Raw genomic sequence first — 26,235 nt, 5'->3', positions numbered from 1 at the left:
ATGTGCGGAATTAATGGAATCTTGCATTTGCAATCAAATAAAAAAGTAGACGAACGCATTCTAACAAAAATGCGTGATGCGCTGGAACATCGTGGTCCTGACGATAAAGGTTTATTTATCGAAAATAATATTGGTTTGGGGCATAGAAGGCTTTCTATTTTAGATGTTTCGGCAGCCGGACATCAACCATTTCTATCCGATGATGGTCGATATGTTATGACCTATAATGGAGAAATATACAATTTTAAAGACTTTTATCCTGAACTAAAAGCGAAAGGATTTGACATAAAAACTAGTTCAGATACCGAGGTTTTAATAAAACTTTTCGAATTGTATGGAACAAAAATGCTCAATCGTCTTAACGGAATGTTTGCATTTGCAATCTGGGACAAGAAAGAACGAAAACTTACTGCTGTTCGAGACAGAATGGGTGTCAAACCTTTATATTATTCGTTTTACAACGAGACTTTCTACTTTGCTTCGGAACAAAAAGCACTTTTCACAGCTGGTGTTCCGTTAAAAATGGCAAAAGACGGTATGGAAGAGTATATTTTTAATCGGTTTGTGGCTGGTGAAAATACGTTGTATGAAAACATAAAAAAAGTACTTCCAGGACACATTCTAACTATTGAAGAAAGTGGAAAAACTACTTCCGAAAAATGGTGGGATTTGAAAGCTGAAATTCAGAATCAGCCAAAAATTAAAAATCCAGTAGAATGGTTTCGTGAAACCTTTGACGATTCAGTAAAATTGCGAATGGTAAGCGACGTTCCTGTGGGCGTTTTACTAAGTGGTGGACTGGATTCATCCTCGATTTTGGCTTCACTAAAGCAACAAAATTTCAAAGACATCCAAACATTTAATATTGGTTTCAAAGAAAAAGAACACGACGAATCGCAGTTGGCCAAAATGATATCCGATAAATTTGGTTATGAATTTCACACCATGCAATTGGAGGACAATATCCTTTTCGAAAAGCTAGTTGATTCTACTTATTTTCAGGATGAACCCATTATGCACTTGAGCGAACCCCATATCTTGGCTCTTTCTCAATTAGCAAAACCATCCGTAAAAGTATTGCTTTCAGGCGAAGGCGCAGATGAATTAATGGGTGGTTATGTGCGGTACAAAGCATTGAAATATCCAAGCCTACTAAATACAATAGGAACTATTGGACATATGGATTATTTTACGACCAAACCACGATATGAAAAACTGGCACGATACTCCCAGATAAAAAATAATGATGATTTGGTTATATTTAATGGTTGCAACATTTACCCAAAAGACATTGCAAAAACTTTTGGCATGGTCAATCCTCCAATAAACGAATACAGAAAGCAAATTTTGGAAGACGCAAAATCACTATATCCAAATAATTTAAGAAGACAAGCACTGTATTTTGACCAACATACGTATTTATGCTCGTTACTCGACCGAAATGACCGTTGCACAATGGGCGCTTCAATAGAATGTAGAGAACCATTTTTAGACCAAAGACTTGTTGCAGGATTAGGTTCACTAGATGATGAATGGCTTTTTACAGGTAAAAAATGGAAATACGTTTTAAAATCAGCAATGAAGGATCGGCTTCCTGATGAAATTCTCAACTTCAAAAAAATTGGATTGAGTGTTCCTTGGGGTGATTATTTAATTAAAAGTCCAGGATTTATTGTTGAATTAGAGTCGTTTTCAAAAAGTGATTTGTTCAAAATGCCTTATTTCGAGCATATCGATGCCAAAAAACTTGTCGGGAATTTACGAAAAGGTGATACCACAATGATTCCGTACATTATGCCACTATTTATGATGCATACTTGGCTGAAAACGTACGCAAATAAATTTTGATATTGATTTCAGATTAAGGCTAGAAACCTAATGATTCTTATGGAACTACAACTTAATTTTTCTCTAAAAAACTATAATACTTTTGGCATTCAAGCCAATGCAAAAGAATTTGCTGCTGTGCACAATATTGCTGAATTAAAAGCAATTCTAGAACAAAGTAAATTCAAAAAAAAATTTATTTTGGGAGGCGGAAGCAATATGCTTTTGACCAAAGATATTGATGCCTTGGTAATTCACATCGATTTGCAAGGTAAAAAAATCATCAAAGAAGACGACGATTTTGTGTGGGTCGAAAGTCAAGCAGGCGAAAACTGGCACGAATTTGTGCTTTGGACGCTAAACCAAAACTTGGGTGGACTAGAAAACATGTCTTTGATACCAGGAAATGTGGGAACAACTCCTGTACAGAATATTGGTGCATACGGAACTGAAATCAAAGATACTTTCGATTCTTGCGAAGCGATGAACATTGAAAACCAAGAAATGAAAACTTTTACCAAACGGGAATGTCATTTTGGTTACCGCGAAAGTATTTTTAAAAACGAGGCAAAAGACAAATACATTATTACATCGGTGGTTTTCAAATTGACGAAGCGCAACCATAAAATTAATACTTCCTACGGAGATATTACTGCTGAATTGGCAAAAAACAACATCACGAATCCGACTTTAAAGGACGTGAGCAATGCTGTAATTGCCATTCGACAAAGCAAATTACCCGATCCAAAAGAACTTGGAAACAGTGGTAGTTTCTTCAAAAACCCTGTCCTTTTGAAAACTGATTTTGAGAAAATTCATCAAAGTTTTCCAGACATGAAATATTACGTCGTTTCTGAAACTGAAGTAAAAGTTCCTGCTGGTTGGCTCATTGAGCAAGCCGGATTCAAGGGAAAACGTTTTGGCGATGCAGGAATTCACAAAAACCAAGCTTTGGTCTTAGTCAATTACGGAAATGCGACTGGACAAGAAATTTTGGATGTTTCCAAATACATTCAAGAAACTATTTTCAACACTTTTGGAATTCATATAGAAGCAGAGGTCAATATTGTTTAAAGCCATACAGCATCATATTAAATTCATAATTGATAATTGATAATTGCTAATTGATAATTGATAATTGATAATTCATAATTGATAATTGATAATTCATAATTCCTAATTCCTAATTCTTAATTCATAATTCCTAATTCATAATTCCTAATTCATAATTCATAATTCGTAATTCCTAATTAATAAGTATCTTTGTACCGATTTTAAAAGAAGCCAAGCCTATATGTTACTCATTACTTTATACTTTTTTATTGTTATAATTGCCATTCAACTTGCGTATTATGTGATTGTTTTCGGGAAATTTGCCTTCGCCAAAACACAGAAATCAAATCCAAAAAGAATTTCTATTTCCGTTATTGTTTGTGCCAAAAATGAAGGCGAAAATGTGGCAAAATACATTCCATTGCTTGCTGAACAAGAGTATCCCGATTTTGAAATTATCGTGATAGACGATGCTTCAAGTGACAATACTTTGGAAATTTTCGAAGAATTTGAAAAACAATATTCCAATGTCAGATTAGTAAAAGTAAAAAACAACGAGGCGTTTTGGGGAAACAAAAAATATGCCTTGACACTGGGTATAAAAGCTTCTAAAAAAGACTATTTGTTGTTCACAGACGCCGATTGTTATCCCAATTCCAAAGATTGGATTACCACGATGAGTTCGCAATTTACAATGCAAAAAACCATCGTTTTAGGGTATGGCGCCTACGAAAAAGTAGCGAATTCTTTCTTGAATAAAATCATTCGTTTTGAAACCTTGCTGACCGCAGTTCAATATTTTTCTTGGGCAAAAATAGGTCATCCTTATATGGGAATTGGTCGCAATTTAGCCTATAAAAAAGAAGAATTTTTCAATGTAAACGGCTTCATCAGTCACATTCAAGTGCGTTCTGGTGACGACGACTTGTTCATCAATCAGGTTGCGACAAATAAGAATACTGCACTTTGTTATTTGCCGGAAAGTTTCACTTATTCCGAGCCAAAAACAAAATTCAAGGATTGGTTCACCCAAAAAAGAAGACACGTTTCCACTGCAAAATTGTACAAACCTTTCGATAAAATTCACTTAGGACTTTTTTATGCTTCACAGTTGTTGTTTTTGATTATAGCCTCAGTTTTATTGGCGTTCCAATACCAATGGATAATTGTTTTGAGCTTAGTAGCTTTCCGTTATTTGTTCACTTGGATTACGTTGGGATTATCGGCAGGAAAATTAAAAGAGAAAGATGTGATGTACTGGTTTCCCATTATTGAAATTGTGCTTATCTTCGCCCAATTAAATATCTTTATCACCAATATTTTTTCAAAACCTGTACATTGGAAATAAACCAACAGATAGAAAAAGCGAAAAAAGGCGATCAAGCGGCCTTCACTTTTCTATTGGATTTTTACTGGAATGAAGTCTATGGTTTTATGCTCAAACGTACCGAAAACGAAACCAATGCCGAAGATATTACCATAGAAACCTTCTCGAAAGCTTTTGATAAAATAACCACTTACAATCGCGAATTCCAATTCAATACTTGGCTGATTGCCATTGCTAAAAATGTTCATATCGATTTATTACGAAAAAAGAAAGCGAGTCTTTTTATCGAAATCACCGACGACGAAGACCAGCAAGCTTACAACATTGCCGACACCACTCCATCGGCGGAAGATGAATTGATTACCGAGCAAAACCTTTCCCGATTACTACAATTCATCAAGGAACTCAAACCGCATTATCAAGAAGTAATTCAACTGCGTTATTTTCAGGAAATGAGTTATCAGGAAATTGCCAACAAAATCGACGAACCACTCAGCAACGTCAAAATAAAACTACTTCGTGCCAAAAAATTACTAGCCGAAATTATTCAGGATAAACGTTGATTAATGGTTATGTATTGTCAATAATCTACGATTGTACTCGACAAATATTCACAAATAAAATTAACTATTGTTCGTCAATTAAATCCTAAATTTATACATTAGCAAGAAATTGATTACTACTTCATTGATTAAAATATGGAAAGACGGAATTTCATTAAAACAACATTGCTTTTTGTAACTTCAACGAAGTTGTTTTCAAACAATATATTCAATGCAAATTCAGCAATTGTAAGTAATTTTAAATATATTTATACTAACAGCAAACTCAAAAACGAGTTTTTTCTGTTTTTAAAAAACGTATTCAATTTATATCCTGAAAAGGAGTTTCATAAGTTAATTTATGACAATACCATTTCAAAAAATACTGATAAAGAGATTTATACAACGACGCAATCACAATTGGACGATATTGCCCCGATTTTATCAAGTTTCCGATACCAACTTCCTGCCTTGATGCACCAAAAAAATGAAATGTCCAAAGAAACTGTTGCTCTACTTGGAGAAGGTACCACATATAATGGTTATTTAGAAATAGGTTCTTCTGGAAGGTATTTAGATTATCTTGAAGAAAACATTTCAATTAAAGGCAAAAGGTATTACGCAGATGGTAGAAAACCAAAATATTCATTCAGTGAAATGGTTGATCGTGGACAAATTGCCGTAGGAGCCGAATACATACAATTTACGGATTACAAAACTAAATTTTCCGAACATATTCCAGCCAAAAGTTTAGATTTAGTAACAATATACATAGGTTTTCATCATTGTCCATTGGATTTACGTGTTCAATATATCTCTTCCATTAGAGACACTATGCGAGTTGGTGGAAAATTAATTTTAAGAGATCATAACTGTGACACCGAAGACCAAAAAGTTTTAGTAGCACTTGCTCACGATGTCTTCAATATGGGCGTTAATGAAAATTGGGAGTATAATAGTAAAGAGATTAGAAACTTTTATTCACTAGATTTTATTTGCAATTTCGTTGAAAAAATCGGATTTAAGTTTCATAAAAAAACATTATACCAAAAAGGAGATCCTACAAAAAATGCTTTGATGCTTTTTACAAAAATCTAACTTCTGCAGTACAAATTTATGAAAAAAATCTTCCATTTTATTCAAGTACTTTTAACTTATTTAATAAAGTTCATAAAACTTATCTGCTTTAGAATTAGTAAAGTAATCCAAATTATCAATCGCAAAAAAAGATTAGCAATCCCTTTCTATAGCTTAATTGCATTTGTTCTATACATTTTCTTATTAATCCAGTTTTCGGGAGACCCTGAATTTACTAAGACTCTTGAAAATAAAACACTAAACGATGTTACGCAAATAAATCCGATACAGGTAAATAAAATCATTAAACCTAAAACGGTAAACGAAATTGTTTATGCAATAAAAAATACTTCTGGACCAATTTCTATCGGTGGTGGAAAATACAGTATGGGAGGACAAACTGCTTTTGAAAATAGTTTGCATATTGATATGAGATCCTTCAATAAAATCATTAAAATAGATACGACAAAAAAACAAATTACAGTACAAGCAGGAATTCGATGGAGAGATATTCAAAAAGTAATTGATCCGTTGAATTTATCTATAAAAATAATGCAAACTTACTCTAACTTTACGGTTGGAGGTGCAATATCCGTAAATTGTCACGGAAGGTACATTGGTCACGGCCCAATCATTTCGTCTGTTTTAGAATTAAAAGTTATTACTGCCGATGGTAATATAATTATTGCAAATCGAAAATTAAATCAAGACGTTTTTAATGCTGCAATTGGCGGATATGGCGGAATTGGAGTTATCGCCGAAGCTAATTTGGAATTGGCGGATAATATAAAAGTAGAACGATTCCATAAAATAATGAATGTTGAAGAATACAAAACGTATTTTGATAAAAACATTCGAAATAACAAAGATGTTATATTCCAAAATGGTAATTTGTATCCGCCGAAGTATGACAAAATAATGAGCGTTTTATGGGTAAAAAGCACAAAACCATTAACCGATAAAGAAAGATTAATATCCGAAGATGAAAATTATTGGCTAGAATCAAAATTAACAGGTGTCGTTTCTTGGGGAAAATCGGGAAAATGGATTCGAGAATTTACCATTGATCCTTTGTATTACTCTAATAAAATAGTGAGATGGAGAAATAAAGAAGCTAGTTATGATGTAAGAGAATTAGAACCTACCTCAAGGGAAAACGAAACTTATGTCTTGCAAGAATACTTCATCCCTGTTGAGAATACAAAATCATTTATTCCAAAAATGTGCGCTGTTTTTCAAAAAAACAATGTCAATGTTATCAATGTTTCGTTAAGACACGCTTTGCCAGATAATGAAAGTGATCTTTCGTGGGCAAATAAAGAAGTTTTTGCATTTGTAATTTATTATAAGCAAAAAACAAATCAAGAAGCAAAAGACATGGTAAAAAAATGGACACTCGAAATGACCGATTCTATTTTAAGCGAAAATGGAACTTGGTATCTACCCTATCAACCGCACGCTACAATCGAGCAGTTTCAAAAAGGGTATCCAAACAGTGCTAAATATTTCGCATTAAAAAACAAGCTAGATCCAAATCAACGATTCACAAATAAGTTATTGGATAAGTACAATCCTTATTCAAAAAGTGAGCTAACTCAAGAAAAAAAGAAAATTAAAGAGTATTTCAGAGCCGAGGAACAAACAATTCTTACGGTTCCAGAATGGTACTTAGTTTATAACCCGAAAGAATATGCTGATTACCTAGAAAGTGGTAAAAACCCATCCAATTTCCCTTTCTACAAATCTATTGATGAGTATTGGAAACTTTACGATCGTTCTATAAAATTAACTTCAAAGGCATATCCTGAAAACAGTGAATACAAAACGATGCTACAAGTTATTGGTGTTAGTATGACTATGGAGTATGGATCAAAAATAATTTATGAAAACACGGTAGGGCTATTCTTTGCTTTATTTTCAGAGGAAAAAATATCCAAAGAAGAAGAAATAATAATTGAAGCACAAAGAGCCTACAGTAATTTTATATACCAAACAGCTTGGTACGAATTTAAGTTTTTACCTTGGATTAAAAAAGTATGGACCGCTTCTGAAAAATCAAACTGCAGTACACTTCGAAAATGGGAAAGAACCTTAATTTTTACATTCGAATTTTCATTCAAAGCATTTTATTCACAACTAATTGAGTGGGCAGCAAAATCTACTTATGAAACTCCTGCAAATTCTATTTATTTAATCGTTTCTAATGTTGATTCCGTTAAAGAAAATAAAAACTTAAAAATCATTAAAAGAGATGGCGACAAAATGATTATTGCCATTACTAGATGGGCAAGTTTTACAACTGAAATAATCAAACTATCAAATCAAGATCTGAAAATTTATGAAATTTCTGGAAATGATGAAATTTCAGTTTCTACAATTACCGGGAACCAACAAGAAATAAATTCTAATGACATAAAGTTATTGTACCAATCAAAAATAGTTACTAATGACAGTGTAAAAAGAAATCTTTACTTTTTACCTGTTGGCAAACTGTTGCCTTTTATCAAAAATGTATTGCGCACACACGGAACAGTTGAACATGTTTATGATTATTAAACTGGTACCTTCTATCCAAAAACTGAAATAAAATAAGACGTTATCGAAATATTGGAAAGCTATGCGAAATCCCCGTTATGATCAAGCATAGAAAAGTAAATAAACATCATAAACTATAATGAAAAACCAAAATAAAGTTAGGGTACTATTCTTTGCCAGTTTGTTGGTTTTACTATCGGCCTGCTATACTCAAAGACTTGCTGACACAGAATATTTTAAAGGTACAGCTCGAATTACAAGATTTGGAGTAAAATATATTCCCAATTCAGGTTCGATGGATACCGTATATAGCGGAATCATTAAATTAAAAGAAACTGGGAAAGCCACTAGGCTTTATCGTTTCAAATCAACCCTAAAAACGTGTGAGAAAAAAAGATATTTCGTTATTCACTTCAGTGACAAAAATGATAACTTTATTGCACCAGGGCTATCATTTGATATTAGTCAGAATGGCTTAATTATGGGTCAGTATGCTACTCTGGTTATAATCAATACAAAAATTGAAGATAGTAAAATGACAAAGGCAGCAATGCTAGAAATAATTCTTACTTGGTTAAATAAAGACCGCTACAAGTAGTAAAATTTAACACTTTAAAAACGACTAAAGGTTTACCTGCCCATCGCGGCAGCTAAAATAAATTGGAGTTTCCATAGTTAAATGAAGTGCTAACTGCTCATAGCTGACAAACGTATAGAAAGAAATCGGTATGCTTTCCTCCTCCCCTTTTCGAATTCCACAGCAACCCTAAAATCGAACAATTAAAAATCAAATGCAACGTTAAACAAGTTATGACTCCAAAAATAAAAAAAATGAAATTTTTGAAACTTATTGTATTGACGATGATAACTCTTGCAGTTGTACAAGAAAGTATTGCGTGTAGTGGGTATAAAATTACAGTGGGTAATACCACCATACTAGGAAGCAACGAAGATGCGTGGAGACTAACACCTCATATTTGGTTTGAAAAAAAAACAGTCAAAAGCAACTTTGGGGCTGCCTTTACCGGTTCGAGATATGACGGAGGAAACGGCTACGCTCCGCAATCCGGAATGAATGAAATGGGTTTAGCCTTTGAGAGACTTGCTTCTTATCACCCAACACAAGAAATTTTTCCAAACAGAATAACCATATCCAACCCAACACAGTATCTAAAGGACATTCTTCATACTTGCAAATCAGTAGAAGAAGTTAAAGAATTCATTAGTAAATACGACCACAGTTATTTTATAGAAGACGTTTTTATTTACGTTGATAAATCAGGCAAATATCTAATTGTTGAGCCTTACACTTTGACAATAGGAAACCAACCAACCTACGTTATATCCAACTTTTGTCCTTCCATAACGCCAGAAAAAAATGCCAATAAATTAGACCGCTACCGAAACGGAGTTGCATTTTTAAAGAATGGCATTGACACTTCACTAGCGTTCTGCGCCGCCTTATCCGATACGATGCACGTGTGTAGAAAAAAAATTGGCGATGGAACTTTACTTTCTTCAATCTGGGACTTAAACAACGGGACGGTGAACTTGTATTTTTATCACGACTATAAGACAAGCGTTCAATTCAAATTAAGCGAAGAATTAAAAAAGGGCGACCATAGTATTGCGATTGACACATTATTCCCGCCTAACCCTGAATTTAAAAAATTACGCAATTTCAAAACCCCAAAAAATAGCATTGTAATTGGAGCGTTTATAGTGGCTGCTGCTGGATTTTTTTTACTGACTTCGATATTCTTTTTGATTCAATATTTAAGAAGAACCGAGCGTAAAAAGTATGCTTACATTCAACTAGTACTGTTTCCACTGGGGCTTATTTTGTTCTATTATATGTTTGTTTTAAGCGGAAGTGTCAACGTTTTCTACTTTCCTGCGCCATACAAAGACCCGACAAATGTTTTTAAAAGTGTAACCTCATACATTCCATTCCTACTACTGTTACTTATAATTCCCTTTTCTGTAATTAATTATAGGCTTTTTAAGGAGAATAGTTGGAATGTACTTGCCAAGTGGCTATTTACCTTAAACAATCTTATTTACGTGATACTCATTGGCCTATTTGCGTATTGGAGATTTTATGATATTTTCAGCTAATAGACAGAGCGCGAAACGCTAACAGCGCCTCACGAAAAGTTACGGTTCAGCGGTTAAATGAAGTTTTATGCTTGAAAAGTGCTAACTGCTTGTAACCTGAACTCGATTAATATTGAAAATTTTAAACCACACTTCGACTTCACACAGTGCAGGCTAGGAAAATATTGTTTTTTAATAGAAAGACGCGATGCTTATCATAGATTTCATAGCTATGTTTAAGTAAAACACCTATGAAAATCTTTGCTAATTATTATTTCACAATTTCTATGTGGTTAAAAATTATTATATCGAACTCCGGTTCATAGCTAAAAACGGTTAAGAAAGCATTTATAGCTACTATCTATTTTTTTTAAAGCAATGTCCAGAAAAAGGTAACTATAAAAAATAAGGCTATTTTTTTTTTTCTAGAATAGCTAACGAGCAATTTCTGCCTCAAAATTAACTTTGAAAAATTCAATTCTATTATCATTGTAACCTTCAATCAGCCCAAAAACAGACTATCTCATTCTTCCTGTTAAAATAATTGTAAAATAATCAACATTTTATATATTAAAAATACAATTATTTGCGTTGTATGTTAAAACCACTAATTATGACTCGATAAATACTTAACCCTTAAAATCATATATTATGTCTAGATTAAGTATTTACGAAACCCGCTGGATTGACCTTGTTTTCGAAAACAAAAACCAAGAATACGGTGCATATCAATTGCGCCGCGATAGTTCAAGAACTACCGTGATGGCTTTTTTCTCAGGAATTTTATTAATTGCTGCTTTTGGAACCATATTCACAGTAGCGCATTTACTCCGAAACCCAATAATTGTTGAAACGAATCCTATTATCGACGAGCCACTTATTGTTACACCATATCACATTGAGCCGCTACAACCGAAAACACCCATAAATACAGGGCATTCAAAAGCACCTCAAGAACCAACTGTGCTGCGTCCGATGGTAGTTGCTACAACTCCAGATGTTTTGGTTGATGTTCCAACAAATAGAGATGTCTTAGAAAATCATCCTTTAAGTTCGGGAACAGAAAGTGGAACTGGAATAAATACTACCTCTGGAACCATCGAAAGTCCGACATTACCAATCGATGATGTAAAAGAAATCAACAATACTACTGAATTAGACAAACTTCCTGAGTTTCCGGGTGGAATTAATAAATTCTATACGTATGTCGGCAACAATTTCGAAAAACCAGAAATTGATGGAATCAATACTTTCCGAGTGTACGTATCCTTTATAATTGAAAAAGACGGCAGTATGACTGATATCCAAGTAAAAAGAGATCCGGGTTTTGGCTTGGGAAAAGAAGCTGTTCGCGTTCTGAAATCCTTGAGAACCAAATGGTCACCGGGAATGATTGATTCAAAACCAGTTAGAACCGCTTACAACTTACCCATAGTTGTCGAAATGCAGTAACATAACCCCTTTCACGTCTCTTCGAGTGATTTTGAATAGTAATGCGATAGCTTTACTATTCAAAATTGTATCGAGAAGCTTTCGATGTTAGGTTGATTCTCGATACATTTTGTTAAAGTAAATAAAATCAAAATATTTACAAGACAAACAAAAAACAAAAAAAGCAGAACTAAAAAGTTCTGCTTTTTTTATACACAAAATTGAAATTCAATTATTTTTTCTTCGTAGCAGGTTTTTTTGTGGGTTTTGTTGTTGGTTTTTTTGTAGTCGTTTTTGGTTTGGCTACGACTGGCACTTGATGTACGTATGGTTTATACAACCCTTCATTTTCAGCTCTTTTTCTAGCGTTTTCAGCTCTTTCTTTAGAGTCCGGATGCGAACTCATCATTTTAGTCAGAAAATCAGTTTGAGCTCCTTCGCTCATTTTTGCCAAAATAGTAAAAGAAGATTCCACCGCATTCACGTCATAACCGTTATTCTTCATAAAATCATACGCAAACAAATCGGCTTCCGATTCTTGTTTTCGGCTGTGCTTGCTGTCAATCATTGCACTACCTATTTTTCCCAATTGACTATCTGTAATGGTTGCAACAGTTTTCGATTGCGAAGCAACACCATCTATCAAAGCTTCCTTTTGATACGCTGCTTTGATGGCATCTCGAGAATCGTGATTGACCACGTGACCAATTTCGTGACCAATAACCACTAGCAATTCGTTATCATCCATAACATCCATTAATCCAGTGTAAACACGAACACTTCCATCGGCAGTGGCGAAAGCATTTACTTCTTTGAGAACATATACTTGATAGTTTAAAGCCAACCCGTAAGCATTACTATATTTTCCAAAAATCTTGTTGAGACGAATAGCGTAAGGATCCGTTGGACCAGCAATTGTGTGCTCAGCATCCATTTTAGCTACGGCTTCTTTTGATAATTGAGCCGCTTGTGCATCGCTAAAAGTGAGTCCAGCAACTCCTTTCTGTAGCGCTCCCAAGGCTTTATCTCCAAAATTAATTTGTGCATTGGCAATTGAATAACCAAAAAAGGCAGGTAATACGGCTAAAAATACAGATTTAATTTTCATTTTTTAAGTATAAATTGATTAAGGACAAATATAAACCCAAGTTTGGATAAACAAAAATAAGAATTTAATTTTTTTAATAGAATAAAAAAAATCACATTCTAGAATCGTTAAATAAAGATTAAAAAAAAATTAAACAGTTGTTTAAATTAAACAGTTGTTTAATTTTGCATCTTTAAAATCAAAAAGTGAAAAACGATCTAAACGACAAACAAATTCAAATTCTCGAAGTAGCACAAACGCTGTTTGCCGAGAAAGGTTTTGACGGCACTTCGATTCGCGATATCTCAAAAGTGGCTAAAATTAATGTAGCTATGGTTTCGTATTATTTTGGGAGCAAAGAAAAGTTACTGGAATCCTTAGTATTATATAAAACATCAGGTCTTAATGAACAAATGATTCATTTGATTGACGAAAAACTTGAACCTTTTGCTAAAATAAATAAGCTTATTGAATTATATATTAACCGACTAAATAGCGATAGAGGAATGTACCGCATCTTGCATTTTGAATTAGCCTCAAAAAAAAGAGTGTTGGAGCTTCCCTCCTTTTCGGAAATAAGAAAGGCAAATTTAAAATCCTTAGAAGTCATTATTAAAGAAGGACAAGACCAAGGAGTTTTTAGAAAAAATATCATCATTCCGCTGTTGACGCCTACTATTTTGGGAACCTATTTTCACTTTCAAATGAATAAACCCTTTTTTGAAGACATTTTAGATTTGAAAACGGAAGACGCTTACAATAATTACGTGAAAACAGATTTAACAAAACACATTCAACAAACCATCAAAGCACTTCTAATAAATGAAAATTAATTATCTTTTACTTTTGGCAATGTACTTCATCGGAATCTCATCCGTTGGGGCGCAAGAAAGAACTAGTTTGACGCTTGACGAAGCCATTCATCTGGCTTGGACGAAAAGCAACGAAGTGAGCTTGGCCAATTCAAAAGTAAATTCATCGAAATACGAATTACAAGCCAAAAAGAATTCGCAATATCCTGATTTGAAACTATCAGGACAATATCAAAGTTTTATTGAGCCAAAAGTGGATATTAAATTTGGCGAAAGCGGTAAAGCTTTTCCCTCAGGAAACCAATTAATGATTGGACAATTGAGTGCCAGTCTTCCTGTTTTTGCTGGTTTCAAAACACAAAACAACATCAAGATTTCGGAGAACTTGTTTCAAGCTGAAACCGCAAACGCTTTGCAAACTAAGGAAGAAATTGCGATGCGAGTGGTCAATTATTACGCTAGTTTGTATAAGACTCAAAAGACTTTGGAATTGTTGAAAGAAAATCAAAAACAAGCCGAGCAGCGCGTGGTAGATTTCATCGAATTGGAAAAAAACGGAATTATTCCAAGAAACGACTTATTGAAATCGCAATTACAGGTCTCGAACATACAATTGTCTGTCGATGAAATGAACAAAAATTTGAATGTGGTCAACTATTATTTGGTTTCCCTTTTGAAATTGCCCGAAAACACCAACCTAAAAGTCAACGAAAGTGATTTTAGCAATTTCCAGATGAATAATGTTCCAACGGATGAAAAACCAGCATTGGAAAATCGTAAGGATTTAGAAGCGATAAGCTATAAAGAAAAAGCCAGCGAAGCCAGTGTAAAATTAGCAAAAGGGAGTTATTATCCTTCGGTTTCTCTCATCGGTGGTTACGCTACTTTGGGTATAGAAAATATAATTACCAGTCAAAACGCTATCAATTTTGGTGTAGGTGTTTCGTATGATTTGAGTGGCATACTTAAAAACAACTCTTCGATAAAAATGGCCGAAAGCAAATCAGTTGAAGCTCAAAATTACAAAGAAATCCTTACCGACAACATCAAGGTTCAAGTAAGAAAAGCCATTGAAGACTACAATTTAGCTTTAAAACAAAAAGAAGTGTACCAAGAAGCAGTAGCGCAAGCGACAGAAAATTATCGAATTGTAAAAGACAAATACGATAACGGACTTTCGAATACCAATGATTTACTCGAAGCAGATGTAGAGCAACTGAGTTCTGCTATCAATAATGCTTTGGCAAAAGCCAATATTATTCAAAAATATTACGAATTACTTTCAGTATCTGGACAATTATCACAAACTTTCAATCTCCCGATGGCTGTCGGGACAAAAATATAACCAATCTCTATCATGGAAAAGCAAAAAACCAATAAAAAATTCATCATTATAGTAACCATTTTGGTCATATTGGGTGGCACTTATGGAACCTATAAATACCTACATTCTTTGTCTCACGAGCATACTGATGATGCACAAATTGAGAAAAAAATGAACCCAATTATTCCTAGAGTTCCAGGATATATTAGCAAGGTTTACGTAAAAGACAATGATTTTGTAAAAAAAGGAGATACTTTATTCACGATTGATCAAAGAGATTATCAGCTAAAAATTGATGAAGCTTCTGCTGCTTTATTAGGTGCTGAAAGTCAATTTGAATCCGCAAAAGCTGATATTGGAAGCGCCAATGCCAACATTTCGGTATCGGATGCCAATATGAAATCGGCAAGCGGTTCAATAGAAAGTGCCAAAATCAGGTTGAGACAAATTACCAGCGATTACAACCGTTACAACAATTTATACAAAACGCATACAATCACCAAGCAACAATACGAACAGGCATTGGCAGCAAAGGATGAAGCCGAAAGTCAGGTTCGTGTTTTGGAGCAACAACAAAAAGCGAGTTCATATCAAAAAGCGGTTATAGAATCTAAATCGAAAGTTTCAGACAAACAAACCGAAGTGGCTGCAGCCAATATCAAAAGAGCTAAATCCTTGTTGGACGTTGCGAAATTGAATCTTACTTACACCGTTATTACAGCAGCTATTGACGGCCAGGTTTCAAAAGTAGATATTCAACCAGGACAATTGGTACAAGCAGGACAATCGCTGTTTTACATTATCAATAATAAGGAAGCTTGGGTTGTGGCAAATTTCAAAGAAACCCAATTGGACAAAATGATTGTGGGTCAAAAAGTGAGTTTGAAAGTAGATGCTTATGCTGATTATGAATTCAAAGGAGTTGTAACTTCATTTTCTCCAGCAACAGGTTCCCGTTTCTCCTTGTTGCCTCCTGATAATGCTACAGGAAACTTCGTAAAAACCATACAACGTTTACCCGTTAAAATTAGTTTAGAAACAGAAAACGATCCTGAGAAAGTGAAATTATTGCGTCCTGGAATGAATGTTGAAGTAGATGTACATTTGAATTAAGATTTTAGATTTCAGATTGGCATTACTAATGAATTATAGATTTTTAAAAATCATCCCTTTATTAGTAAATCCATTTTATAATTCATCCAAATGACAAAAGTACAAGCAGCAGACGACGATTTAGTAGAATACGGCTACCGACGTGTAATCATTACGATTACCGCGGTACTTTGCGCGTTATTAGAAATCGTTGACACAACCATCGTTAACGTGGCGCTAACCGATATGCGTGGTAGTCTTGGAGCTACATTAACTGATGTGGCTTGGGTGATTACCGCTTATGCCATTGCGAATGTAATCGTGATTCCAATGACCAGTTGGTTATCGCAACAATTTGGGAGACGCAATTACTTTGTAGCCTCTATTATACTTTTTACGGTTTGTTCCTTTTTGTGTGGAAATGCCACTAATATTTGGGAATTAGTCGCTTTTCGATTCGTTCAAGGAATTGGTGGTGGCGCCTTATTGGTAACGGCTCAAACCATAATTACAGAAAGTTATCCTGCTGCCAAACGTGGCATGGCTCAAGCTATTTATGGGATGGGCGTAATTGTTGGTCCTACTTTGGGTCCGCCATTGGGAGGTTATTTGGTCGATCATTATTCTTGGCCTTATATATTTTACATCAATATTCCGTTGGGAATTATTGCCGCAATTTTGGCTATTTATTTCGTGCGAAGTCCTAAATATGGCGAAAAATTAAAAGCAAATCAAGTGGATTGGTGGGGAATTGCATTTTTGGCATCTTTCATCGGGTCGTTGCAATTTGTTTTGGAACACGGACAACAAGATGATTGGTTCAATGATAATTTGATTACAGGTCTAAGCGTCGTGACCGTTTTTGGTTTAATACTTTTTATTTGGAGAGAACTCACTTACAAGCATCCCATTGTAAATTTAAGTGTTTTAAAGGATGGAAACCTTCGCATAGGAATCGTGATGTGTTTTATTCTTGGTTTCGGATTGTATGGATCCACCTTAATTATTCCAATTTACACTCAGGCAATCTTGGGTTGGACTGCTACTGATGCGGGATTACTGCTCATTCCTGGGTCTATAACTACAGCCTTTATGATGCCAATAGTTGGTACATTAATTCAAAAAGGAGTGCCACAAGGGTATATGGTTGGCGTTGGATTTTTAATCTTTTTCTTGTTTACTTTTATGATGCATAATAATATGACTCCCGATACAGGAACAGAACATTTATTTTGGCCACTAATTTTAAGGGGAATTGGTTTGGGATTGCTTTTCGTGCCAATAACTACGCTTTCTCTTTCCACTTTAAAAGGTAAGCATATTGGCGAAGGAGCAGCTTTTACCGGTATGATGCGACAATTGGGTGGTTCTTTTGGAATTGCGATTATTACAACCTTTATCACGCGATTTACTCAGGAACATAGAGTCAATTTACTTTCCCATCTAGACCCAAGTAAATATGAGGTGCAACAGCGAATTACTGCTTTACAAAGAGGTTTTATGTCAAAAGGTTTTAGCAGTAACGAATCCCTTCAAAAAGCGTATCAAGTATTAGATTATTCTGTTCTAAAACAAAGTACCGTCTTGTCTTATATGGATATTTTTCTTTATTTGGGGATTCTGTTTTTATGTTGTATTCCGATTATTCTTTTCATCAAAAGAGGAAAAAACAAAGTTGATTTATCTGAGGCGATGCATTAAGATTGCAGATTTTAGATTTGCGATTTTTGATTGCTGATTTGTGTTGATAAATCCGAGATTTCAATTTTATGAAGTAAAACTTCTGAAATCAAAAATCGTTAATCTGCAATCAAAAATCATTTTATCTTGTAAAAACCAACTGGTTCCCTTTCGATAAATTGGCATCAAACTGATAGCCTTCATAGTCGAACCCTTTCAAATCTTCGACTGTTTCCGCATTGGTATCGATGATGTAACGCACCATTAAACCTCTCGCCTTCTTGGCAAAAAAACTAATTATTTTTAGTTTTCCGTCTTTATAATCTTTGAATTCTGGAGTTATTACAGGAACTTTCAAGGCTTTTACATCTACAGCCGAGAAATATTCGTTGCTCGCCAAATTGATAAACAACTCCCCTTTTTTGAGTTCTTTGTTTAATGCTTTGGTAATAATTGGTTTCCAAAAATCATATAGATTTTTGCTTTCGCCAATGGGTAATTTCGTTCCCATTTCCAGACGATACGCTTGCATCAAATCCAAGGGTTTCAAGAGTCCGTATAAGCCCGATAAAATTCGCAAACGGTCTTGTAAAACATCCAATTTCTCCAATGGAATCGAATACGCATCTAATCCTGTATACACATCTCCATCAAAAGCAAAAACAGCAGGTCGTGCATTTTCTGTCGAGAATGGCGTTTTCCAATCTTGGTTGCGTTGCCAATTCAAATCGGCCAATTTATCTGAAATATCCATTAATTCAGAAAGCACTGTTGGCGATTTTTGCTTCAATATTTTGTGTACTTGACGTGACTCTTTTAGAAACAAAGATTCCGAAAAATTTTGTGTTGGCAATACTTTTTCGAAGTTTAAAGACTTAGCTGGTGATATAACGATTTTCATAAGGGTTGACTCTGGTTTGAAAGTTTCAAAAATACAAATTGAAAATCCGAAAAGAAAATTGTTTTCATTTTATTTGTGTATTTTTGAATGAATTATGAATTTATAATCCAATCCATTTATGAATCCAATTACCATTAGAAAAGCAACCATTTCCGATCTTGAAACCATCCAAGAAATCAGTCAGCAAACTTTTATAGAAACTTTTGCAGCAGTAAACACGCCTGAGAATATGGAAAATTACATTCAGAAAAATTTAAATTCTCAACAAATAGCCTCAGAAATCAACAATCCCGAATCGGCATTTTATCTCGCCATTTTAGATCATAAAACTATTGCTTATTTAAAACTAAATTTTGGAAACGCTCAAACTGAAATTCGAAGCGCTCAGTCTATGGAAATTCATCGCATTTATGTTCTGAAGAATTTTCACGGAAAAAAAATTGGACAATTATTACTAAATAAAGCTATAAAAATCGGACAACAATCTGGCGTTGAAACGATATGGCTTGGCGTTTGGGAAAAAAATCACAAAGCAATACAATTTTACAATAACAATGATTTTGTTGAATTTGACAAACATAATTTTACTTTGGGCAAGGATGTACAAACCGATTTATTGATGGAACTCCGAATAATCAATCAAGCTAATTACTTATAATAAAGTGGATTTCTTGTTTTTGAAATAGGTTATGAACAACGCACATTATCACGAATTACTTTGTAGTATTTCAAGATAGAATAAAAAATTAATCTCCAAAACTTATTCCAATTCCTTTAGCGGTTTTTACCAAATCGCAGTCTGGATCCACTAATTTTGCATTGTCTATAGCATCTTTAAAGGGAACTGAAATAATATCGGGATGGCGATAAGCCGCCATTTCACCAAATTTACCTTCTAAAACCATTTCAAAGGCTTTCACACCAAATTGTGTAGCCAAAATTCTGTCGTAAGCGATTGGACTACCACCTCTTTGCAAATGTCCCAAAACGGTTTCACGCATGTCTGGCTCAAAACCTATCGCTTTTAAATCATTAACTAATTTGCGGGCAACTCCACCCAATCTTAGATTTTCATACCCTATTTCATCGCTCTTTTCGGATAACAGCGTTCCGCCTTTAGGCATTGCACCTTCAGCAATTACTACTATCGCATTTCCTTTTCCTTTCGAGTTGTAACGACTTTGCAATCTTTGCGCCACAAGCTCTATATCATAAGAAATTTCAGGGATTAGACAGACTTCAGCTCCACCGGCAATAGCGGCATTCAAAGCAATCCAACCCGCATTCCGACCCATTACTTCAAGAACCAAAACCCGATTGTGACTTGCGGCAGTGGTCACCAACTTATCAACAGCTTCCGTTGCAGTTTGCACTGCGGTTTGAAATCCGAAGGTAAAATCGGTTGCTGATAAATCGTTGTCAATGGTTTTTGGAACACCAATAATATTCAACCCTTTTTCAAAAAGTCTTTGTGAAATTCGTTGCGAACCATCGCCTCCAATACTTATCACGGCATCAACTCCCATAGACTGCAACTTACGGATCATTTCCTCCGATCGGTCAACAGACTTCCAAGTTCCGTCTTGATTTTTTATAGGCCAAGCAAATGGACCACCTTTATTGGTCGTGCCAATAATAGTACCACCATCAACGTGAATTCCTGCAACTGCTTTGTCATCTAGGGTTACAATTTCCAACTCATCCTGAAGAATACCATCAAAGGATTGAATACTTCCAATAACTTCCCAATCTTTTTCCTGTGCAGCTCTTTTTACAATTGCTCTAATCACGGCATTTAAGCCCGGGCAATCGCCTCCGCCTGTGGCAACTAATACTCTTTTCATTCTATATCTTTAAATTAATTATTTTGATCTGATTTTTCTAAAACTGATGGTAAATATAATAAAAAATAAAATGCTTGAAAATGATATATATCAGGTCACATACATAAGATAAGTTAAATGCATTTTTTGACTAATATGCTATACGAAGCGTCCAATTTGCATAATTCCTAATGTACCGCTATTAAATAAATTTCTTTTTAGAAGCGAAATCGGAAACATTCTCAGAGCATTATCAACGAATAAATTACAAATAAATCCTCCCGATAGCTATCGGGATTATCCGCCAAAATCCGCGTCATCAGCGTTCCATTTACTCCTCCTCCTCGCTAGTATGCGTCTTCGAATAGCCTCGCCATTTATCGAAACAATCCTGAAAATCTTGCGGTAATTCGGTATCAAAACGCATCATTTCTCCCGTTGTCGGATGCTTAAAACCAAGCGTTTTAGCATGCAAAGCCTGACGAGGCAAAGCCTTGAAACAGTTTTCTATAAATTGTTTGTATTTGGTAAACGTAGTTCCTTTTAGAATCAAATCACCACCATAACGGGCGTCATTAAAAAGTGGATGACCAATGTGTTTCATATGCACTCTGATTTGGTGTGTTCTTCCCGTTTCCAGATTACAAGAAACCAAAGTCACATAACCAAAACGTTCCAATACTTTATAATGCGTCACCGCAGGTTTTCCTATTTCAGGATCGGCAAAAACCGCCATTTGCATACGGTCTTTTAGGTGTCGGGCAATGTTGCCTTCAATCGTTCCTTCATCGGCGATGACATTTCCCCAAACTAATGCGATGTATTCTCTTTCGGTGGTTTTGGCTTCAAATTGTTTGGCGAGATGCGTCATTGCGGCTTCAGTTTTGGCAATCACCAAAAGTCCTGAAGTGTCTTTATCAATGCGGTGCACCAGTCCAGGACGTTCGCTGCTGTTCATGGGCAAATTCTCAAAATGAAATGCCAAAGCATTCACCAAAGTCCCTGTATAATTGCCGTGACCGGGATGAACCACAAAATCAGGCGGTTTATTAACAAGCAAAAGTGCATCATCTTCATAAACAATGTTCAGCGGAATATCTTCCGGGTCAACTCGGTTTTCAAATGGTGGATGCGACAACAAAATCCGAATCACATCCAAAGGTTTTACCTTGTAATTCGATTTTACAGGAATATCATTTACATAAATATCACCTGCAGTTGCGGCATTTTGGATTTTGTTTCGAGTCGCGTTCGGAATCATATTCATCAAATACTTGTCGATTCTCAAGAGCAATTGCCCTTTGGGAACGTCAAATCGATAATGTTCGAACAACTCGTCTTCTAAATCTTCGGGAGTGTCACTATTATTGTGCATTTGTAGGTATCGCTTCTATTGGTGTGGCTGTAGTATCCACTTCTTCTACATAACTTTCCTTTCCATCACCCAAAACCAAATCAATTTTGGAAGCTTTCAAAACGCGGTCACCCACCTTTAAATTTCTTCCTTTAAAACGCATTTCGAGCACCATATCTTTTCCAAGATTCGGAATATACGTAATCGTTCCTTCTTCAAGTCCTAAGGCTTTCAAGGTTGGAACTGCTTCACGATAGGTTTTGTCAATCAAATCAGGAATTCTCACAGACGAAAATCCCGAAGCGTTTATTTTAATATATACTTTTCTACCCTCTTTCACTTTGGCTCCAGGTAAGGGATCTTGCTCGACAACGCTGTATTTTGGATATTCACTATTGTAATCTACACTGTCCAAAAGCACATAATCCAAATCCAACTCGTCTAACTTGTCTTCCACTTGCTCCTCTGTCAACTTGGCTAAATTGGGCACAATGATTTCGTGACCGTGATCGGTAGTAAAAGTCAACCAATGCATAAACAAATAGGTTAAAACAGCAAGAATAACAAGAGCGATTGCTAGTTGTCCGAAAAACACGCGACTGCTAAGATATTTACCTAAACTCATAAATTTATTTTTATAAGTCACAAAGATAAACCTATTTCGTTTGAAAAAAAATTCTAATTTTGTTTAATCGTTTTCAGGAGCTAGTTCCCGCTATCCGTTACAAACGAAGTTCACTGAACTCCTATGTAAATGAAAGCATAGTGAAGTAATCTTTCGTGCCGAACACCGGCACAAAAGGATTTCCACTACTATCGGGGCTAGAAACATCCTAATAACAATAACATTTTTTTTCCAAAACCCAGAACCCAATACCCAATACCTAAAAATATGAAAAACATTGCCATCATAATGGGCGGATATTCAAGCGAATATAAAATCTCACTAATCAGCGGAAATGTCGTCTATCAATTTCTAGACAAAACCAAATACAACGGCTTTCGAATCCATATTTTCAAAGAAAAATGGGTGTATGTTGATGAGAACGAGGCTGAATTTCCAATTGAAAAAAACGATTTTTCGACCACAGTAAATGGTACAAAAATTACTTTCGACTGCGTTTTCAATGCCATTCACGGAACGCCAGGAGAAGATGGCTTGATGCAGGCTTATTTCGAATTAATTGGAATGCCGCAATCTTCCTGCGATTATTACCAATCGGCGTTGACTTTCAACAAACGAGATATGCTTTCGGTATTGAAACCGTACGGAATCAAAACCGCTACTTCTTATTATTTGAATAAAGGCGAACACATCGACACTGCCGCTATCGTAAAAACGGTTGGCTTGCCTTGTTTTGTAAAACCAAACAAATCGGGTTCTAGTTTTGGAATTTCAAAAGTAAAAACTGCCAATGAGTTGCCGATTGCCATTGAAATAGCCTACAAAGAAGACAACGAAATCATCATCGAAAGTTTCCTTGACGGCACAGAAGTTTCTGTTGGCGTGATCAATTATCAAGGAAAAGTTATTGTTTTACCGATAACCGAAATAGTTTCGGAAAATGATTTCTTCGATTATGAAGCCAAATACCACGGGAAGTCACAGGAAATCACGCCCGCCAGAATCTCCGACGAAATGACCCAAAAAGTGAGCGATGTAGCCAAACGAGCCTACGAAGTTTTGAAAATGAAAGGCTTTTCGAGAAGCGAATTCATCTTTGTGGATGGCGAACCTTATATGCTCGAAATGAACACGATTCCCGGCTTGACCACCGAAAGTTTGATTCCACAACAAGCCAAAGTAGCTGGAATTTCTTTGGAAGATTTGTTTAGTAATGCTATTGAATTGGCTTTGGCTTAATTAGACATTTTTAGGCCACGGATTAAACTGATTAAACTGATTTTCGCGGATTAATTTGTGAAATTTATAAAGAAAAATAATCTGTGGAAATCTGTAAAATCTGTGGCGGATTTTTTTTGGAAATCAAATAAATAATTTAAACTATGAACAAAAACCGACTCGAAGCCTTTAGCGATGGGGTATTAGCGATTATCATTACGATTATGATTTTGGAAATTAAAGTGCCTGAAGACAGTAGTTTCGAATCCTTGAAACCGCTAATTCCTGTGTTTTTGAGTTATGTTTTGAGCTTTGTTTACGTAGGGATTTATTGGAATAGCCATCATCATATGTTGCAAGCTGTTAAGAAAGTGAATGGTTCAATTTTATGGGGCAATCTTTTTTTACTGTTTTGGCTATCACTTATTCCTTTTGCTACTAGTTGGATTGGTTCGCAACATTTTGCGGCAGTCCCAATGAGTGTTTATGGATTTATTCTTTTAATGTGTGCTATTTCTTATACATTGCTTCAAAATCGAATTATAAAACTCGAAGGCAAAGATTCCATCTTATACAAGGCAGTTGAAAAAGATGTCAAAGGTAAAATATCCTTACTATGCTATATTTCAGCAGTTCCATTGGCATTTGTTTCGCCTTGGATTTCAGGATTACTTTACACCACAGTTGCTCTAATGTGGATTATTCCAGACACTAGAATTGAAAGACAAATCAATAAAAATTAAAATGAAAAAAGCCATATTTCCTGGGTCGTTTGACCCTATTACATTGGGACACGAAGATATCATAAGAAGAGGAATTACTTTATTTGATGAAATTGTAATCGCCATCGGAATTAATGCCGAGAAAAAATATATGTTTTCACTCGAAGAAAGAAAAAAATTCCTAGAAGAAACCTTTGCTGACGAACCTAATGTTTCCATTATTACCTATGAAGGGTTAACCATTGATTTGTGCAAAAAAATAAAGGCCAACTTTATCCTTCGTGGATTGCGAAATCCTGCCGATTTTGAGTTTGAAAAAGCCATAGCCCATACTAATAGACGAATGTCTAAAATTGAAACCGTGTTTTTATTGACTGCTGCAAAAACGTCCTATATCAGTTCCAGCATCGTAAGAGATGTAATTAGAAACAATGGAGAATATGAATTATTAGTACCTGATGCGGTGCGAGTTAAAAAATAAAATTTAAAAAACTCCTATTAAAGCCTACATTCGGAAAAAAAATAACAAAACACAAAATGAGTATAGAAAGAGAATTAATCAAACGTAGTGGCGGAAAATGTGAGCTTTCAGGAGTTATCGAAGATCTAAAAGTATATCAAATCCTTCCCGCACGAAAAGGCGGAATGGACGAAAGTATTTTAATACATACAACCCTAATCGACCAAATCGAGCATCCAGAAAAAATGGATGTCAATCTTTGGCGATGCCTGAATGACAGTATGTGGAGCGAACATCTTCCCGTTCAAGTGGTTTCTTGGCGAATGTTGAGCCGTTTGGGCAATCAAGAATTGTTAGAGCAAATGTATCTTGACGAAGAGGATTTGGCTTGGGCGCAAGCCACCGGCGAAGGCGAAGAAGACGAAAATAAAGTAATCCACCGTGACAGCAACGGAGTAATTCTTGCTGCAGGAGATTCCGTAGTTCTCATCAAAGATTTGAAAGTAAAAGGTTCGAGTATGGTGGCCAAACAAGGAACTGCGGTTCGTAACATTAGACTAGACCACGAAAATGCCGAATATATCGAAGGTAAAGTAGACGGGCAAACGATTGTGATTATTACGCAATATGTGAAGAAAATATAGTTGCTTAGCAATTTATAAGATGGTGATGGAAGACAAACTCTTAAATTATTTTTCAAGAATAATGCCTATTTCAACCGAAGAAGCTGATGCTATTGCGGCAACTATGGTCATTAAGCATTATAAAAAAGGGGAAGTTTTACTAAAAGAAGGACAAATTTCAACAGAGGCTTATTTCGTTTTGGAAGGTTGTGTTCGACAATATTTTATAGTTGATGGAGAAGAAAAAACGGCTAATTTTTTTAGCGATGAACAATGGGTAATTTCTTTAAATAGTTTTAGTAACAACCTTCCATCAACTCATTATATGGCTTGTGCTACTGACTGTTTTTTGGTAGTTGGTAACAGAGAAAAAGAAGAAGATTTATACCGTCGTTTTCCTAAATTAGAAACCATTTCCAGAAAAGTAATGGAAAAAGTGTTTGCTGAGCAGCAGGAGCTAATGTCAACATATACCACTGACACTCCTGAACAACGATACCTGAAACTCTTAGATACAAGACCTGCATTATTTCAAATAATACCACAGTATCAAATAGCTAGTTATATTGGAGTAAAACCAGAATCTTTGAGCAGAATTAGAAAAAGAATAATTACTAAAAGCTAA

The 26,235-nt window shown here is 35.1% G+C and carries 24 protein-coding genes; 19 read left to right on the top strand and 5 right to left on the bottom strand.

The window, feature by feature from the left end; all coding sequences use genetic code 11:
• From asnB to RMO83_RS11020, 9 genes are all read left to right on the top strand, one after another.
• Positions 1-1,848 (top strand): asparagine synthase (glutamine-hydrolyzing), encoded by a 1,848-nt coding sequence (gene asnB / locus RMO83_RS11060; RefSeq protein ID WP_310559744.1) that lies wholly within the window; start codon positions 1-3, stop codon positions 1,846-1,848.
• Between the two features lie 39 nt (positions 1,849-1,887).
• Positions 1,888-2,901: a UDP-N-acetylmuramate dehydrogenase gene (gene murB / locus RMO83_RS11055; protein ID WP_310559743.1), complete on the top strand. Its 1,014-nt coding sequence runs from the start codon at positions 1,888-1,890 to the stop codon at positions 2,899-2,901.
• A 220-nt stretch (positions 2,902-3,121) separates the two neighbouring features.
• Entirely contained in the window at positions 3,122-4,228 is a 1,107-nt protein-coding gene (locus RMO83_RS11050) for a glycosyltransferase (protein WP_310559742.1), read from the top strand.
• Complete coding sequence (locus tag RMO83_RS11045) at positions 4,219-4,770, top strand: sigma-70 family RNA polymerase sigma factor (RefSeq protein ID WP_310559741.1); 552 nt, start codon at positions 4,219-4,221, stop codon at positions 4,768-4,770. The genes RMO83_RS11050 and RMO83_RS11045 overlap by 10 nt, the downstream gene beginning before the upstream one ends.
• Before the next feature lie 135 nt (positions 4,771-4,905).
• Positions 4,906-5,847 carry a hypothetical protein gene (locus tag RMO83_RS11040; protein WP_310559740.1) on the top strand — a complete coding sequence of 314 codons (942 nt, stop codon included), beginning with the start codon at positions 4,906-4,908 and terminating at the stop codon, positions 5,845-5,847.
• Positions 5,848-5,865: 18 nt separating this feature from the next.
• Positions 5,866-8,382, top strand: coding sequence for an FAD-dependent oxidoreductase (locus RMO83_RS11035; protein ID WP_310559739.1), 2,517 nt, complete (start codon positions 5,866-5,868; stop codon positions 8,380-8,382).
• 118 nt (positions 8,383-8,500) lie between these two features.
• A complete protein-coding gene (locus RMO83_RS11030) occupies positions 8,501-8,959 on the top strand; it encodes a hypothetical protein (protein ID WP_310559738.1) in 459 nt (152 codons plus the stop codon).
• Between the two features lie 233 nt (positions 8,960-9,192).
• Positions 9,193-10,479, top strand: coding sequence for a hypothetical protein (locus RMO83_RS11025; protein ID WP_310559737.1), 1,287 nt, complete (start codon positions 9,193-9,195; stop codon positions 10,477-10,479).
• Positions 10,480-11,109: 630 nt separating this feature from the next.
• A complete protein-coding gene (locus RMO83_RS11020; RefSeq protein ID WP_310559736.1) occupies positions 11,110-11,910 on the top strand; it encodes an energy transducer TonB in 801 nt (266 codons plus the stop codon).
• A 211-nt stretch (positions 11,911-12,121) separates the two neighbouring features.
• On the opposite strand, the gene RMO83_RS11015 is transcribed toward RMO83_RS11020, so the two are convergent.
• On the bottom strand, positions 12,122-12,997 hold the full coding sequence (locus RMO83_RS11015) for a M48 family metalloprotease (protein WP_310559735.1): 876 nt from the start codon (positions 12,995-12,997) through the stop codon (positions 12,122-12,124).
• 185 nt (positions 12,998-13,182) lie between these two features.
• On the opposite strand from RMO83_RS11015, the gene RMO83_RS11010 reads away from it, so the two are divergent.
• From RMO83_RS11010 to RMO83_RS10995, 4 genes are all read left to right on the top strand, one after another.
• Entirely contained in the window at positions 13,183-13,809 is a 627-nt protein-coding gene (locus RMO83_RS11010) for a TetR family transcriptional regulator (RefSeq protein WP_310559734.1), read from the top strand.
• On the top strand, positions 13,799-15,133 hold the full coding sequence (locus RMO83_RS11005; protein WP_310559733.1) for a TolC family protein: 1,335 nt from the start codon (positions 13,799-13,801) through the stop codon (positions 15,131-15,133). Before RMO83_RS11010 ends, RMO83_RS11005 begins: the two co-directional genes overlap by 11 nt.
• 12 nt (positions 15,134-15,145) lie before the next feature.
• Entirely contained in the window at positions 15,146-16,225 is a 1,080-nt protein-coding gene (locus RMO83_RS11000) for an HlyD family secretion protein (RefSeq protein ID WP_310559732.1), read from the top strand.
• A gap of 90 nt (positions 16,226-16,315) precedes the next feature.
• Positions 16,316-17,905, top strand: coding sequence for an MDR family MFS transporter (locus tag RMO83_RS10995; RefSeq protein ID WP_310559731.1), 1,590 nt, complete (start codon positions 16,316-16,318; stop codon positions 17,903-17,905).
• A 121-nt stretch (positions 17,906-18,026) separates the two neighbouring features.
• On the opposite strand, the gene yaaA is transcribed toward RMO83_RS10995, so the two are convergent.
• A complete protein-coding gene (gene yaaA / locus RMO83_RS10990; RefSeq protein ID WP_310559730.1) occupies positions 18,027-18,785 on the bottom strand; it encodes a peroxide stress protein YaaA in 759 nt (252 codons plus the stop codon).
• Between the two features lie 118 nt (positions 18,786-18,903).
• On the opposite strand from yaaA, the gene RMO83_RS10985 reads away from it, so the two are divergent.
• On the top strand, positions 18,904-19,443 hold the full coding sequence (locus RMO83_RS10985) for a GNAT family N-acetyltransferase (RefSeq protein ID WP_310559729.1): 540 nt from the start codon (positions 18,904-18,906) through the stop codon (positions 19,441-19,443).
• 88 nt (positions 19,444-19,531) lie between these two features.
• Here RMO83_RS10985 and RMO83_RS10980 read toward each other — a convergent pair whose 3' ends face one another.
• The 3 genes from RMO83_RS10980 to RMO83_RS10970 all read right to left on the bottom strand — a co-directional run bounded on the left by RMO83_RS10980 (position 19,532) and on the right by RMO83_RS10970 (position 22,587).
• Positions 19,532-20,629 (bottom strand): ATP-dependent 6-phosphofructokinase, encoded by a 1,098-nt coding sequence (locus RMO83_RS10980; protein ID WP_310559728.1) that lies wholly within the window; start codon positions 20,627-20,629, stop codon positions 19,532-19,534.
• 310 nt (positions 20,630-20,939) lie between these two features.
• Complete coding sequence (locus RMO83_RS10975; RefSeq protein WP_310559727.1) at positions 20,940-21,983, bottom strand: RluA family pseudouridine synthase; 1,044 nt, start codon at positions 21,981-21,983, stop codon at positions 20,940-20,942.
• A complete protein-coding gene (locus tag RMO83_RS10970; RefSeq protein ID WP_310559726.1) occupies positions 21,973-22,587 on the bottom strand; it encodes a PASTA domain-containing protein in 615 nt (204 codons plus the stop codon). Before RMO83_RS10970 ends, RMO83_RS10975 begins: the two co-directional genes overlap by 11 nt.
• 267 nt (positions 22,588-22,854) lie before the next feature.
• On the opposite strand from RMO83_RS10970, the gene RMO83_RS10965 reads away from it, so the two are divergent.
• From RMO83_RS10965 to RMO83_RS10945, 5 genes are all read left to right on the top strand, one after another.
• Entirely contained in the window at positions 22,855-23,826 is a 972-nt protein-coding gene (locus RMO83_RS10965) for a D-alanine--D-alanine ligase (RefSeq protein ID WP_310559725.1), read from the top strand.
• Positions 23,827-23,969: 143 nt separating this feature from the next.
• On the top strand, positions 23,970-24,548 hold the full coding sequence (locus tag RMO83_RS10960; RefSeq protein WP_310559724.1) for a TMEM175 family protein: 579 nt from the start codon (positions 23,970-23,972) through the stop codon (positions 24,546-24,548).
• Position 24,549: 1 nt separating this feature from the next.
• Complete coding sequence (gene coaD / locus RMO83_RS10955; RefSeq protein ID WP_310559723.1) at positions 24,550-25,008, top strand: pantetheine-phosphate adenylyltransferase; 459 nt, start codon at positions 24,550-24,552, stop codon at positions 25,006-25,008.
• Between the two features lie 56 nt (positions 25,009-25,064).
• Positions 25,065-25,631: a PhnA domain-containing protein gene (locus tag RMO83_RS10950; RefSeq protein ID WP_310559722.1), complete on the top strand. Its 567-nt coding sequence runs from the start codon at positions 25,065-25,067 to the stop codon at positions 25,629-25,631.
• Positions 25,632-25,656: 25 nt separating this feature from the next.
• A complete protein-coding gene (locus RMO83_RS10945; RefSeq protein ID WP_310559721.1) occupies positions 25,657-26,235 on the top strand; it encodes a Crp/Fnr family transcriptional regulator in 579 nt (192 codons plus the stop codon).

Origin of the sequence: Flavobacterium sp. (assembly GCF_031423415.1) — a bacterium.
Taxonomy (GTDB): Bacteria; Bacteroidota; Bacteroidia; order Flavobacteriales; family Flavobacteriaceae; genus Flavobacterium.
This window is presented reverse-complemented; position numbering and strand designations above follow the sequence as displayed.

Excerpts from the sequence above, each read along its gene's own strand:
- RMO83_RS10975 (WP_310559727.1), bottom strand. The coding sequence starts at position 21,983 with ATGCACAATAATAGTGACACTCCCGAAGATTTAGAAGACGAGTTGTTC.
- coaD (WP_310559723.1), top strand. The coding sequence starts at position 24,550 with ATGAAAAAAGCCATATTTCCTGGGTCGTTTGACCCTATTACATTGGGA.
- asnB (WP_310559744.1), top strand. The coding sequence starts at position 1 with ATGTGCGGAATTAATGGAATCTTGCATTTGCAATCAAATAAAAAAGTA.
- RMO83_RS11040 (WP_310559740.1), top strand. The coding sequence starts at position 4,906 with ATGGAAAGACGGAATTTCATTAAAACAACATTGCTTTTTGTAACTTCA.
- RMO83_RS11015 (WP_310559735.1), bottom strand. The coding sequence starts at position 12,997 with ATGAAAATTAAATCTGTATTTTTAGCCGTATTACCTGCCTTTTTTGGT.
- RMO83_RS11030 (WP_310559738.1), top strand. The coding sequence starts at position 8,501 with ATGAAAAACCAAAATAAAGTTAGGGTACTATTCTTTGCCAGTTTGTTG.
- RMO83_RS11000 (WP_310559732.1), top strand. The coding sequence starts at position 15,146 with ATGGAAAAGCAAAAAACCAATAAAAAATTCATCATTATAGTAACCATT.
- RMO83_RS10960 (WP_310559724.1), top strand. The coding sequence starts at position 23,970 with ATGAACAAAAACCGACTCGAAGCCTTTAGCGATGGGGTATTAGCGATT.
- RMO83_RS10985 (WP_310559729.1), top strand. The coding sequence starts at position 18,904 with ATGAATCCAATTACCATTAGAAAAGCAACCATTTCCGATCTTGAAACC.
- RMO83_RS10950 (WP_310559722.1), top strand. The coding sequence starts at position 25,065 with ATGAGTATAGAAAGAGAATTAATCAAACGTAGTGGCGGAAAATGTGAG.
- RMO83_RS11050 (WP_310559742.1), top strand. The coding sequence starts at position 3,122 with ATGTTACTCATTACTTTATACTTTTTTATTGTTATAATTGCCATTCAA.
- yaaA (WP_310559730.1), bottom strand. The coding sequence starts at position 18,785 with ATGAAAATCGTTATATCACCAGCTAAGTCTTTAAACTTCGAAAAAGTA.
- RMO83_RS11005 (WP_310559733.1), top strand. The coding sequence starts at position 13,799 with ATGAAAATTAATTATCTTTTACTTTTGGCAATGTACTTCATCGGAATC.
- murB (WP_310559743.1), top strand. The coding sequence starts at position 1,888 with ATGGAACTACAACTTAATTTTTCTCTAAAAAACTATAATACTTTTGGC.
- RMO83_RS10970 (WP_310559726.1), bottom strand. The coding sequence starts at position 22,587 with ATGAGTTTAGGTAAATATCTTAGCAGTCGCGTGTTTTTCGGACAACTA.
- RMO83_RS10965 (WP_310559725.1), top strand. The coding sequence starts at position 22,855 with ATGAAAAACATTGCCATCATAATGGGCGGATATTCAAGCGAATATAAA.
- RMO83_RS11020 (WP_310559736.1), top strand. The coding sequence starts at position 11,110 with ATGTCTAGATTAAGTATTTACGAAACCCGCTGGATTGACCTTGTTTTC.
- RMO83_RS10945 (WP_310559721.1), top strand. The coding sequence starts at position 25,657 with ATGGAAGACAAACTCTTAAATTATTTTTCAAGAATAATGCCTATTTCA.
- RMO83_RS11035 (WP_310559739.1), top strand. The coding sequence starts at position 5,866 with ATGAAAAAAATCTTCCATTTTATTCAAGTACTTTTAACTTATTTAATA.
- RMO83_RS11025 (WP_310559737.1), top strand. The coding sequence starts at position 9,193 with ATGAAATTTTTGAAACTTATTGTATTGACGATGATAACTCTTGCAGTT.
- RMO83_RS10995 (WP_310559731.1), top strand. The coding sequence starts at position 16,316 with ATGACAAAAGTACAAGCAGCAGACGACGATTTAGTAGAATACGGCTAC.
- RMO83_RS10980 (WP_310559728.1), bottom strand. The coding sequence starts at position 20,629 with ATGAAAAGAGTATTAGTTGCCACAGGCGGAGGCGATTGCCCGGGCTTA.